13 protein-coding genes are annotated in these 12,937 nt (G+C 34.9%); 8 read left to right on the plus strand and 5 right to left on the minus strand.

Annotated features, from left to right (window positions below; genetic code table 11):
* Positions 1-128 precede the first annotated feature (128 nt).
* Complete coding sequence (mdlD, locus tag SCA31_RS08700; RefSeq protein ID WP_410696608.1) at positions 129-1,496, minus strand: NAD(P)-dependent benzaldehyde dehydrogenase MdlD; 1,368 nt, start codon at positions 1,494-1,496, stop codon at positions 129-131.
* Positions 1,497-1,694: 198 nt separating this feature from the next.
* On the opposite strand from mdlD, the gene SCA31_RS08705 reads away from it, so the two are divergent.
* Complete coding sequence (locus SCA31_RS08705) at positions 1,695-2,813, plus strand: ATP-binding protein (RefSeq protein ID WP_410696550.1); 1,119 nt, start codon at positions 1,695-1,697, stop codon at positions 2,811-2,813.
* A gap of 53 nt (positions 2,814-2,866) precedes the next feature.
* Here the strand turns inward: SCA31_RS08705 and SCA31_RS08710 are convergent, their stop codons facing one another.
* Positions 2,867-3,100, minus strand: coding sequence for a hypothetical protein (locus SCA31_RS08710; RefSeq protein ID WP_410696551.1), 234 nt, complete (start codon positions 3,098-3,100; stop codon positions 2,867-2,869).
* Between the two features lie 230 nt (positions 3,101-3,330).
* Here SCA31_RS08710 and SCA31_RS08715 point away from each other — a divergent pair, with 230 nt between their 5' ends.
* The 5 genes from SCA31_RS08715 to SCA31_RS08735 all read left to right on the plus strand — a co-directional run bounded on the left by SCA31_RS08715 (position 3,331) and on the right by SCA31_RS08735 (position 9,204).
* Positions 3,331-3,969, plus strand: coding sequence for a TetR/AcrR family transcriptional regulator (locus SCA31_RS08715; RefSeq protein WP_410696552.1), 639 nt, complete (start codon positions 3,331-3,333; stop codon positions 3,967-3,969).
* Complete coding sequence (locus SCA31_RS08720) at positions 3,953-5,269, plus strand: TolC family protein (RefSeq protein WP_410696553.1); 1,317 nt, start codon at positions 3,953-3,955, stop codon at positions 5,267-5,269. The genes SCA31_RS08715 and SCA31_RS08720 overlap by 17 nt, the downstream gene beginning before the upstream one ends.
* Before the next feature lie 20 nt (positions 5,270-5,289).
* The gene (locus tag SCA31_RS08725; protein WP_410696554.1) at positions 5,290-6,393 is read left to right on the plus strand and encodes an HlyD family secretion protein; all 1,104 of its coding nucleotides are present in this window, start codon (positions 5,290-5,292) and stop codon (positions 6,391-6,393) included.
* A gap of 134 nt (positions 6,394-6,527) precedes the next feature.
* Positions 6,528-8,105 carry a DHA2 family efflux MFS transporter permease subunit gene (locus SCA31_RS08730; protein ID WP_109618596.1) on the plus strand — a complete coding sequence of 526 codons (1,578 nt, stop codon included), beginning with the start codon at positions 6,528-6,530 and terminating at the stop codon, positions 8,103-8,105.
* 502 nt (positions 8,106-8,607) lie between these two features.
* Positions 8,608-9,204, plus strand: coding sequence for a hypothetical protein (locus tag SCA31_RS08735; protein WP_410696555.1), 597 nt, complete (start codon positions 8,608-8,610; stop codon positions 9,202-9,204).
* 307 nt (positions 9,205-9,511) lie between these two features.
* Here SCA31_RS08735 and SCA31_RS08740 read toward each other — a convergent pair whose 3' ends face one another.
* From SCA31_RS08740 to SCA31_RS08750, 3 genes are read right to left on the minus strand one after another with little or no spacing between them, the layout of a single operon-like run.
* Positions 9,512-10,525, minus strand: coding sequence for a TQO small subunit DoxD (locus SCA31_RS08740; RefSeq protein ID WP_410696556.1), 1,014 nt, complete (start codon positions 10,523-10,525; stop codon positions 9,512-9,514).
* 16 nt (positions 10,526-10,541) lie between these two features.
* On the minus strand, positions 10,542-10,955 hold the full coding sequence (locus tag SCA31_RS08745) for a hypothetical protein (RefSeq protein WP_410696557.1): 414 nt from the start codon (positions 10,953-10,955) through the stop codon (positions 10,542-10,544).
* A 17-nt stretch (positions 10,956-10,972) separates the two neighbouring features.
* Entirely contained in the window at positions 10,973-11,887 is a 915-nt protein-coding gene (locus tag SCA31_RS08750) for an alpha/beta hydrolase (RefSeq protein WP_410696558.1), read from the minus strand.
* A 166-nt stretch (positions 11,888-12,053) separates the two neighbouring features.
* Here SCA31_RS08750 and SCA31_RS08755 point away from each other — a divergent pair, with 166 nt between their 5' ends.
* Together SCA31_RS08755 and SCA31_RS08760 are read left to right on the plus strand one after the other, a co-directional pair.
* The gene (locus tag SCA31_RS08755) at positions 12,054-12,371 is read left to right on the plus strand and encodes a MazG-like protein (RefSeq protein ID WP_410696559.1); all 318 of its coding nucleotides are present in this window, start codon (positions 12,054-12,056) and stop codon (positions 12,369-12,371) included.
* Positions 12,371-12,916 (plus strand): DNA-3-methyladenine glycosylase I, encoded by a 546-nt coding sequence (locus tag SCA31_RS08760; RefSeq protein ID WP_106915166.1) that lies wholly within the window; start codon positions 12,371-12,373, stop codon positions 12,914-12,916. The genes SCA31_RS08755 and SCA31_RS08760 overlap by 1 nt, the downstream gene beginning before the upstream one ends.
* Positions 12,917-12,937: the final 21 nt, after the last annotated feature.

A 12,937-nucleotide genomic window follows, 5' to 3' on the forward strand; every position in this document is an offset into this window, starting at 1 on the left:
GTTTGTTAAGGGCCTTTCTTTAAGAGAAAAATGCAATTTTTTATTCATAAAAATACTAATTCTGTTATAGAAAAAAGACCGTTTATAATCCTATAACGGTCTTTTTTTTAATAACAGGGTTAACAGAATTATTTCACCTGAAGTACAGAACGGCTATGGCTAAAACTTTCAAAACTGAATTTTCCATGATATTTTCCCATTCCTGAAGTTCCTACACCCCCAAAAGGTAAATAATGAGAACCTACATGAATAATAGTACTGTTGATTTCTGCATCACCACTTGTTGTATGGTTCAAAATATAATCTGCAAATTCCTGATTTTCCGTAAAAACATATAAAGCCAATGGTTTAGGTCGGTTATTGATTTCTTCCAGAGCCTCATTAATATCATCATAGATCATAATAGGAAGGATAGGCCCGAAAATTTCCTGCTGCATTACCTGATCATCCCAGGTGATATCATCCATTAAAGTAGCTTCAAAATGACGGGTTTCAAGATCATAGTTTCCTCCATAGATCACTTTTTCAGGAGCTGCTTCCAGATAACCGGCTAGATTCTTAATCTGATTCTGACTCACAATCTTTCCTATTTTGCCTAAAGATTCATCATTGTAAACAGTCTTTAAATGAGCCTTAAATTTTTCAATAAAGGCACTTTTTACAGATTCATGAATGTAAATATAGTCAGGAGCAACACATGTTTGTCCGCAGTTAATCCATTTTCCGTAGGATATTCTTTCCACTGCTTTATCAAGATCCGCATCTTTGTGAACAATGGTAGGTGACTTGCCTCCAAGTTCTAAAGCCAAAGGAATCAACTGCTCAGCAGCAGCCTTCATTACAATTTTTCCTACATTCGGGCTTCCTGTAAAGAAGATATAATCAAAAGGAAGGCTTAATAATAATGTATTTTCTTCAATAGCTCCCTGAATCACTGTTACATAAGACTCTTCAAAAGATTCTTTCACAATTTTTTCCAGAACTTTGGCAACATGAGGTGTATTTTCTGATGGCTTTAAGATCGCTGTATTTCCCGCAATTAAAGCTCCGATCAGTGGGCTGAAAGTCAGTTGAACAGGGTAGTTGAATGGCCCGATGATGTAATTCACTCCATATGGCTCATACATGATTTTACTAATGACTTCAGCTCCAGATGGATGTGGCTTTGACGGTACAGGTGTAGGTTTTGCCCATTCATCTATATTTTCCAGAAAATAATCAAGCTCACTGATGACAATTTGAATTTCTACATATTCAGCTTCTTTTCGGCTTTTCCCCAAATCTATAAACAAAGCTTCACAAAGAGCATCCGTATGATTTAAAAATACCTCACGGAATTTTCTTAGCTGGGTCTTTCTGAATTCAATATCTTTCGTTTGATTGGTTTTGAAAAAGGCTTTCTGCTGCTGAAAAACTCCTCTTATTTTCTGTTCAGATTCTTTATTCATTTTTAATTTATTTTGATGATTAAAACAAGCTAAATTCTTAGTGTTAATTTAGTTTAAAATTATAAATGCAAATGTATTTCCAAAAATTAAATTGTGTACAATTTAATTTTAAATTTATTCTAATTAGATTATTGATGTTTCCTATAATAGGGTTTTGAGTACCTTAAAATGTATATAAAGGATTTTTATGACAGATTAAACAGACTTAATTTTATAAATTGAGATAAGATTTTTTATCTTTGGAACATGAATTGGGAGAATATCGCCGGACAGGAGAACCTGAAAAAACTTCTTAGAGAAAGCATCACCGAAAACAGAGTGAGCCACGCCCAACTTTTTGTAGGAAAAGAGGGATACGGAACATTACCCATGGTGTTGGCCTATGCTAAGGAAATTTTGAACCAGGAAAATGAACATGCCGCTTCAAAAGTGGAGCACCTTAACCATCTTGATCTTCACTTCAGTTTTCCGGTTTTTACAGATAACAAAAATTCATTAAGCAAGAATAAGTTCGAAGAGTTTAGGGAAATGATTTTAGCATCTCCCTATGCAAGCTATGATGACTGGACTGCCTTTTTGGAATCTGAAAACAAGCAGCTTTTCATTTCAGCAGATGAGATTGATGACCAGAACCAAAAATTTGCCCTAAAAAGCTTTGAGGGAGGAACCAAGATGCTCATCGTCTGGAGAGCTGATAAAATGAATGTGGCTGCCTCCAACAAGTTTCTAAAGTTTCTGGAAGAGCCACCGGCAAAAACCATCATTCTTCTTACCGCAGAAAATACCAATGATATTCTTCCCACTATTCTTTCCAGAACGCAGATCGTAGAGGTCCCAAGGATTAATGATGAAGACCTTGAGAATTATTTAAAAAAGAACTTTTCTGTTTCTGAGGAAAAAATAAAAGAGATTGTTCATGAAGCCCAAGGAAATCTGAATGAAGCGATAAAACTGCTGAATTCCGGGGACAAAAGCAATGAGTTTGAAAAACTATTTGTACAATGGGTTCGCGATGCCTTTATGGTAAAAAAGAAACCCGAATACCTTAGAAGTATTATTTTCTGGGCAAGAGAAATTGCCGGCTGGAACAGGGAAAAGCAAAAGAATTTTTTAAATTACTGTTCTGAGATCTTCAGACTGGCGCTTCTTCAGAATTATCAGTCAGAAAATTTGGTATATAAAAAGATCAACGCCAATGGATTCAATTGGGCCGGTTTTTCAAAATTTATTAGTGGAGCCAATATTGAAAATATTTTGGAAGAAATCAATACTGCAGATCTACATCTTACCAGAAATGGAAACCCTAAAATAGTATGGACTGATCTTGGGATAAAGCTATCGAGATATATTCATAAAAGTACATAATAAAAACTCCGGATAATTTCCGGAGTTTTATTTTTCTGTATAGTATAATAATTTTAAGCTGTCTTTTTTTCCTTTACCGTCTTTTTATCTTTTGCCTTTGGAGTATTTTCTGCTGTTTTCATTTTGGCATCACAGCCTTTATGATGAGCGTCAGAACATGCCTTTTTATCTTTTACAGAGCATTCTTTCTTATCTTTCCCTGCACAACATCCGCTTTCCTTAGGTTTTTCCTGAGCATAAGTAAATGCAAATAAACCGATGGCTAGAATTGAGATTATTTTTTTCATGATCTAAAATTTTTAAAGTTGATAAAAATAATATTTTTTTTGAATTGTTTTAGAATATTTAAATAATCTTTAAAATTGTATTCATTATTTCTGTAAATTTATCCTTTCTATATGACTTCCTTATTCTTTCATAGAAGCTGTCTTTTATTCCCGATAAATTAAATCAATCTTAAAAAATCAATCAATCGTTTGATTCAGTTAAAAACTTGTGTAAATTTGCGCCCTGAAAAATGGACACTGACATGATTTCAAAAGAAGAAAATATATTGTTTGCAGCTGAAAAGCTCTTTGCAGAAAAGGGTTTTGACGGAACTTCCACCAGAGAAATTGCAAAAATGGCTAATGTAAACATCTCTATGATTTCGTATTATTTTGGTTCTAAGGAAAAACTCTATGAAAAATTGGTTGAATACAGGATGAATGAGGGACAGTTTTTTTCAAAGGATATTGTAGAGAGAACTGACCTTAATGAATGGCAGAAAATTGAGAAAATAATAGACCAGTTTTCCAATAGAATAAGAACCCAAAAATGCTTTTACAGGATTATGCAGAGGGAACAGCTTCATGCAGAGAATCCACAGATTTTAGAGTTTTTAAAGGAAACTAAAATGTCATTCCTTTCCATGTATTCTCAAATATTAGCACGTGGACTGGAGAAAGGAATTTTTACTAAAAATCCTCCAATTTATCTGTTTCATTCAACGATTAGCGGAACTTTATTTTATGCATTCAATGCTAAAGATATGTACAAAGAATTCCTTAATGATACCGCAGAAGATGATGTTTTTGACGAAAAATACTATACCGAACTTAATAAACATATAAAACATTTACTAAAAGACCTTTTAGGTTATGAAGAGAATAAATAACTCAGTGATTGCATTATCACTATTCCTAGGAATAGCAAATGCAAATGCTCAGGAGAAAAAAAATCTTTCTCTTGACGAAGCTGTGCAGCTGGGAATCCAGAACAGCAAGAATCTCAAGATCGATGCAGCCAAGATCGAAGAGGCTACAGCTGATCTTCTGGAGGCTAAAAACAGACAACTTCCGGAATTGAAAGTTTCAGGAAGCTATATGTACCTTCCGATAAAGCCCAATGTAGACCTTAAACTTCCGGGAGTATCAGGGGGAGCAGGAGGTCCGGAAGTCCATCAGGTACTTTATGGTTCCGCAAATCTTAGTGTACCTATTTACAGCGGAGGAAGAATCAAATATGGTATTCAGTCTGCAAAATACTTGGTAGAAGCTTCAAAATTAAGTACGGAAAATGATAAGATTGCCATTGCTTATAATGTAGCTCAGGCTTACAACAATTTGTTTAAGGCGAATCAGTCTATTAAGGTTTTTGAAGAAAATCTTACCGCTTCACAAAAGAGAGACGAAACATTCCTTAAAATGGAAAACAATGGATTAATTGCCAGAAACGACAGGTTAAAGGCGAATCTCCAGACTTCAAACATTGAACTTCAATTATTGGAAGCCAAGAATAATTATAATATTGCCAACATCAATATGGACCTGTTATTAGGACTTCCTGAAACTACAGAAATTGATGTAGACCAAAATTATATTGAAGAAGGTTCTGAGGTAAAACCGATTGACTTTTATGTGAATGAAGCCAGAGAAAACCGTAAGGATCTACAGGCTTTGGCACAGCAAAGAAAGGCTGCAGAATTGGGAATAAAGTCTGCAAAGGCAGAGAATCTTCCATCCTTGGCATTTACCGGAGGATATGTGGCAGCAGATATTCCTAAGTTTCTTACGATTTACAATGCTGTGAATGTAGGTGTTGGAATCTCTTATAATTTGTCCAATATCTGGAAAGAAAATTCATCATTAAAGCAATCTCAGGCTAGAGAAAAGCAATTAGCCGCTACAGATGAATTATTGAATGATAACATTAAGCTGGATGTAAACAGAGAATATCAAAATACAGATTATTCTAAAAAGAAAATTGCTGTTTTTGAAAAATCTGCTGAGCAGGCTAATGAAAACTTCAGAATCACAAAAAATAAATATGATAACGGTCTGGCTACCATGACGGAATTATTGGATGCAGATGCCGCTCAGATTTCAGCAAATGTAGGAGTTATCAATGCAAAAGCAGATGCCGCATTAGCCTACAGAAAACTATTACAGACTACAGGAACTTTAACAATTAAATAAACTTAAGAACGATACCAACAATGGAAAATAACGATACAAAAGCGGCTGAACCTAAAAAGAAAAAAAGTTTAGTCTTTCCAATAATTTTGGCGGTTGTTTTAATCGGTGGAGGAATCTACGGTTATAGAGCGTACTCTTACGGACAATATCACGAAGAGACTGATGATGCTCAAATCGCTTCAAATATGTCACCGGTTATTTCTAAAATTTCAGGATATATAACTGAAGTTAAAGTAAAAGATAATCAATTTGTAAAGAAAGGGGATACTTTGGTTATTTTAGATAACAGAGATCAGAAAATGGCTCTTGAACAAGCTCAAGCAGCCTTGTCTACAGCTAAAAGCAATATTTCAAATGCCGAAGCTTCTACCACTGCTACTTCAAAAAATATAAGCTCTTCTGAGGCAGCGGTAGTGACTGCTAATGCACAGATAGAAGCCGCAAAAGTAAATGTTTGGAAAACCTCCCAGGATTTGAAAAGATATGCAAATCTTGTGAAAGACCACTCAATTACAGAGCAACAATATGAGCAGGCTTTAGCTGCAAAACAAACAGCAGATAAGCAATTACAGGTTTTAGTTGATCAAAGAAATCAAATTGCACAACAAACTAATATTGCATCATCTCAAACAGCTGCCAGCTCTCAACAAATCAGTGTTGCAGGTTCTGTGGCTAAACAAAGAGAAGTAGATGTTGAAAATGCAAAATTAAACTTATCATACACCGTAATATTAGCTTCTGAAGATGGATTTGTTGGAAAAGTTCCTATTCAGGCCGGACAATATTTACAAGCAGGATCACAGTTGTTTTCTTTAGTTAAAAATGATCAGAAATGGGTGGTTGCCAATTTCAAAGAAACTCAGGTTCATAAAATGGTGGAAGGGCAAAAAGTGAAAGTTGAAATTGATGCTTTTCCTGATAAAGAATTTGATGGAGTGGTAAGTTCATTTTCTCCAGCTACAGGTTCTACATTCTCTATTCTTCCTCCAGATAATGCCAGTGGTAACTTTGTGAAAGTAGTACAAAGACTTCCTGTTAAGATTGATTTTGTAAAATTGGATCCGGGCATTGCTAAGAAATTAAGAACAGGGATGAACGTGAAAGCAGAGGTTTCACTGAAATAGTACTCTATGTATTGAGGTAAAATGAACTTATGACTGGTTTGAAATTAATGGCTTTAGCCAAACTTTAAATCATTCATACATTTTACATTGTACATTTTACAAAATTTTCACATCAATACATTGTACAAAAAATTATGCAAGATTCATTAGTAGAATATGGAGCCCGAAGAGTGATTATTACGATCACAGCTATTCTTTGTGCTTTGCTGGAAATTGTGGATTCCACGATTGTGAACGTTGCCTTGAACGAGATGAAAGGTAACCTGGGCTCTACACTTTCCGAAGTGGGATGGGTAATTACGGCTTATGCCATTGGTAACGTAATTATTGTGCCAATGACAAGCTGGCTTTCCCAGCAGTTTGGACGACGAAATTACTTTGCAGCCTCTATTATCATTTTTACCGTATTTTCATTTTTATGTGGTAATGCAGATAATATTTGGGAACTGGTATTTTTCAGATTGTGTCAGGGGATTGGAGGTGGAGCCTTATTGGTAACATCACAGACCATCATCACGGAATCATACCCGGTTGAAAAAAGAAGTATGGCTCAGGCTATTTATGGTTTGGGAGTAATTATTGGCCCTACATTAGGTCCGCCATTAGGAGGTTATATCGTAGATAATTTTAGCTGGCCCTATATTTTTTATATTAATATTCCTATCGGGATTGCAGCTACTTTAATGACCTTACAGTTTATAAAAAGTCCGAAATATGCTGAGAAACGTAAAGCCTCAGATGTAGACTGGTTAGGAATTGCGTTACTGGCTGTAACAGTGGGTTCATTGCAGTTTATTTTGGAAAGAGGGCATGAAGAAGACTGGTTTGAAAGCGGAATGATCGTAACATTTACGGCGACGGCAATATTAGGATTTATATTATTCCTCTGGCGAGAACTTACTTTCAAATATCCTATTGTAGAGCTTAGAGTTTTAAAGAACGGAAATTTACGGATCGGAACGGCGATGTCTTTCGTACTAGGATTTGGCTTGTACGGGTCAACATTTATTGTTCCTTTATATACCCAGAGTATTTTGGGATGGACGGCTTTAGAGTCGGGGGCCTTGATGATTCCGGCTGCATTGACAACCGCCTTTATGATGCCTATTATCGGTAAGTTGCTTTCGAAAGGAGTAAAACAGCAGATTCTGGTTTCTTTAGGATTATTTACATTCTTTGTTTATAGCTTCTGGGGGTACAAAATTCTGACTCCAGATACCAGTAAAGAAGCATTCTTCTGGATGTTGATGGTAAGAGGAGCAGGATTAGGATTGCTATTTATTCCGATCACATCTTTATCACTAAGTACACTGAAAGGTCAGGAAATTGGACAGGGAGCTGCATTTACGGGGATGATGAGACAGTTGGGGGGATCTTTCGGGATCGCTGCAATTACAACATTTATTGCAAATGCGAGCCAAAAATACAGAGTCAATTTGATTTCTCATTTAGATTCTAATGACTTTGATGTCCAGCAGAGATTAAATGCATTAAAAGCAAGTTTTACGGCTAAAGGGATGACTCCCGATGCTGCAATGAATGCTGCTTATAAAATGCTGGATCTTACCGTTACTAAACAGGCAACAGTGCTATCCTATATGGATGTTTTCCTTTATTTAGGAATTGCATTCTTAGTTTGTATTCCGTTTATCTTATTTATAAAAGAAAGAAAAAGTAAAGAAAAAATAGATTTGAGTGAAGCCATGCACTAAATTTTAACACAAAAAAACCTCCGAAATTTTCGGAGGTTTTTTTGTGTTAAAACTTGATGAAATAGGTTTATACTTATTTCAATGGATTGTCATTTTAATCCAACATATCTTTTTTATAAATTAATATCACTTGTTGGAGAATTTATTTATTTTTTTTAGCTTTACACTACCAAATGAAAAAATATGAATAGATTCCCACACCCTTATTGTACCTTTTCAAAAGGTAAAGATTGGAATGTAATATTCCTGCCCTATTTATAAATCAAAATCCAGATTGTACCATAGCTTTTCATAAGCTAAACTATTTGTTTTTATGTAAAAGTAAAGATGTATATTCCTCATCTCCAAATCTATACAGTGGAGTAGGAAACTGTACTTTTTTTCTATTGGCAGGATTTTATTATAAAAATTTTAATAATTGAATTTCATTAAAATGATACTGTATTTTATGATTTAAACCATTTTACATCAACTAATAACCAAAACTTTATAAAATTTAAATATGAACCGAACACAACTGCCGGAAACCTTTAGGGCTCTGTCAGATTTTAGGAAAAATGATAGTTATCTTCCCGAGATGGATCAGGCTCAGATTATATCAGACCTTTTTCCTGAAACCTTTACAGAATTGACTCAGCGTCTTTCGGACATTACAGGAGCCTTTTATGGAGGTTTGCTTAAACAAGCCGGAAGACTATACGGTTCCGAAGCTATTGAACAGCTTTCCAATACCTTTATGTATGATTTAGGATCAAGAATGACTTTGAAAAATCTGGAAACAAAACCCAATCTACAGCCAGGAATTCCTGCAGTAGCAAAAATACTTATAGGAGCAATTTTTACATCCAGTCCCGAATATAATTTTGAATTTAAAGAATTAAATGACCATAGAGTTGAAATGTTGATCAAAGGGGTTGATCGTTACCATAAAATCACACAAAGTCTTCAGATCGCAGGACTGCTGAAATGGCCGGTCATAAAACCCTTTGTACAAGGAATATGCGATACTATGGGACTGGATGTTTTACTTGAAATAAAAGTCCTGAAACTGGACCCGGATAGTTCATGTATGTATCAGGTAAGTGTGACAGAGAAATAAGATGTTTAAAAAATTAAATGATTAAAAATTAGGTCATTAAACATCGATAGGAGCGGACTTTAGTCCGCTTTTATAATTACAATATCATCCATATGGCTTTAGCCAAAGCTTAAAAAACACCCGAACATCATATCTTCTACCATTTTCTGTTGGCAAACGCAAAGACGCAATTTTTTTTCTCCAATCACTATGTACAAGACATCATTTTATCGAAGATAAATCCCTAGTGTCTCACAATAGACAATAGGTAAAAAACTTATTTTACGTCCTTGCGTATTCCCAACAAAGTATATCATCAGATTTAAATCTATTTGATATTTTCTGTCCATTCAATACCACTGATATCAATCAGTTTCAAGGCATGAATCTCTTCCTTTTGAAGAATATCATGAATACTGATGCTGATATCTGCCTTGGCTCCCAACGGAATTATAAGACTGTGTTTTCCTGGTTTTACCTTGGCTACATAATGATTCTTGATACTTTCCTTAGATAATTTCGATAGCTCTTTTTGATCCAGTTCCTTTAAAATATTTCCGTTTTTATCCAAAAAATGGATGCCGATAAGGAAAGAACCATAGACATCTGCACCTTCTGTTCTGTACACCTCAAATTTTAAATCCGAGTTATTGTGCGAAATATTGGAGATTTCAAGCTTTGGCTTTACAGACTTATTATGCAGTGTTCCCCAGACCCCACCATGAAAATACTGATTGGTGTAAAGGGTAAGGCTAAAGATAATTAAAGAACCAGCCAGCACAAGGACTTTTGGATTTGATACAGGGAGATTCCCGGAACCCAACCATTGAAACCAGTTTCTTTGAGTGAAACTCTTATTTTTCTTCATAAAATAATGATCCATAGAATAAGGACCACTTCCTGAAAGAAACAAAACAAATCCTCCTGCGACTCCCAGAACGCCAATTTGCCATTCATCAAGACACGTAGTTCCCAACCAACCTGAGCCTAACAAAATTCCCAATGCAAGACTGAAGATCCCAATGCTCATCAATCGGGTAAAAAGACCAAGAATGATTAATAATCCAACAATACCTTCGATAATGGTGAATATGATCATAGATCGCTGCAAGGCATCCGGATGAGTAACAAGATATTCTATGACAGGCTTAATTCCTAAGGCATTGGGTAAAAAATGATTGAATTTTTCCCCGATATATCCCTTTTCATCCGGAATAAGCTTGTTTTCAAGGATAAGTCTGCGCCAAAAAGCTGAAAAATAGGTCCATCCGATTACCATGCGGAGGGATAAAGTATATAATCCGGCCATATCATAAGACTGGCTGTTTGTAGTATGTTTCATTGAAATTAATATTGTATTATAAAAAACTTGAATTAATGCATTTAAAAAAAAAATAAATCATGCTTAATTTCAGTCTTTTAAATAAAATATATTTCGGAGGGCTGTTACCTGTAGTGTGCCCTGAGTATTCATTGAAAAATATTTTTTCTTCTCCGATATTGCTTGTAGTAGAATCAAAAGCGAAAAAGAATTTTTTGTAGCTAATCTTAGCTTCGGTTTTTGAAACAGAAGTTTTAGAAGAAGTGTTAGCTATATCACAATTTTGGGAAAGTCCTGAGGTCGTTTTTACCTTATTTAATCCGCTGATGTATTGTATGTCAAAAATGTCCAGAACATTTCTTTTAACAGAACATGGGGATAATGAAAACACCAGTATAAGCATCGTAATGATGGCTCTGTAGGTCTTCATATGAACTTTGGTATTTGACATTGTTACAAAACTACACTTTATTTTAATTTTAACTCAATAAATTTTAAAAATTCATCCTGCTGGTCTACAAATAAATAATGGGAACAGTTATCAATAAGTTTGAAGTTTTCTTTTCCGACAATATTGTTAAGGTTATTGAGCTGTTTATCGGAGAATATGCCGTCATTTTTCCCATATACTGCATACAAGGGAATACCTTTTCTTTTGATTGTTTTTAAAATAACGGTATTATCAAGGTTATTCAATCGTTCATTTTGGTAAAACCTGATGGGAGAGTTGGCATTTCTGATATTGTTTGTATAGAATTCACCCGCTTGATATTCTTTTCTTACATTTTCACTTTCCAGTGTTGGATTGGGCATGTCAAAGAAGCCAAGTTTGCTGGCCATTTCGTAGCATCTCTTTCGGTAGGCAGCCGAGTTTTTATCAAGATTTTCTATTTCAGAAATCTCTTTTAATTGAGTTGGATCATTTTTGAAATGTTCACTGGCTTGTTTTAAAATATGATCATAGGTTTCCTGTTGGGTAAATAAGGCTCCGGCAAGGGTAAGCGATTTCACTTTTTCAGGAAACTGACTGGTAAATAATGTTCCGATAATGCCTCCGAAGCTATGGGCAAGAATATGTGCTTTTTTAATCTTATAGGTGTTGTAAACCTGTTTTAAATCCTCAAAACTTTCCTTGAAAGTCATTGTTGCATTCTCATCTTTGGATCGACCTTCTCCGCGTCTGTCATAAGCAATAAGGTAAAATCCTTTATCAGCCAGCTTTTGAGCAGTAGTTCCTTCAAATAAAGTCGCGTTTCCACTTGGCCCGCCATGAATAAAGATTATGGGTGGATTTTTTTTGTTTCCATAAGCCTTGGAGTATATATTTTGAGCATTTACGGAACTTAGAAACAAGGAAAACAGAATAGATATGAGAAATTTCATCGTTGAAGTTTTGAAAGGCCTAAACTACTAAATATTTTCAGCAAAGTATAGAATTGAAATCAGTTTTTACCATGATAAAAAAATAAAAAGACTTCTCTACTGACTAACAGTTGTCACAATCCTGCCTTATCTTTATATCCTGAATTTTTACATAAAAAAACAAAATATGGAGACGAATAATTTTGATAAAATCATAAAACGTTCCTTGGATATCAGAGAAAAGTATCATCAACTGGAAATAAAAGGTAACAGAACCCAATGGACATTGGAAGAAGATGCTCTTGCTTATCTTACGGATGCCGGATTGGTCGGGAGAAATGTAATGTCTCATGAGAAAACATGGCTTAAAAAAGATTCGGCAGAAGAGTTGGAACATAAGTTAGCCGAAAATATATGGTGGCTGATTGTTCTGGCAGACCGTATGGATATTGATATTAAAGAAGCCCTGGAGAAATTCTTAACTAAAACAGAAAATATATTCTAATGAGTTATTGTTTAGCAATAGAGAACATGCAGCCCGAAAGCAGAAAAGAACTGCATAAAAATTATCACGACAACTATTACGGGTTCCCCATTCATGATGATAATGAATTATTTGGAAGACTGATTTTGGAAATTAATCAGGCAGGTTTGAGCTGGGAAACGGTTCTGAAAAAGGAAGAAAGCTTCAGAAAGGCATACGACAATTTTGATATCAAAAAAATAGCAGCCTACACAGAGCAAGACCGAGAAAGATTATTGAATGACACCGGTATTATCCGAAATAAACTGAAAGTGAATGCGGCTATTGAAAACGCCAAAACCATTATTGAATTACAAAAAGAAATGGGTTCATTTGAAAAATGGCTGGAGCATCATCATCCTAAAACATTACAGGAATGGATGAAGCTTTTTAAGAAAACATTCAAATTTACAGGAGGAGAAATTGTTAACGAATTTTTGATGAGTACAGGATATCTGAAAGGAGCACACCATGAAACGTGCCCTATTCATGCCAAAGTTTTAGAACAAAAACCTTTGTGGAAATAATTTGATACAATATAAACATGC

The organism is Chryseobacterium sp. SIMBA_028, assembly GCF_046535285.1.
Taxonomy (GTDB): domain Bacteria; phylum Bacteroidota; class Bacteroidia; order Flavobacteriales; family Weeksellaceae; genus Chryseobacterium.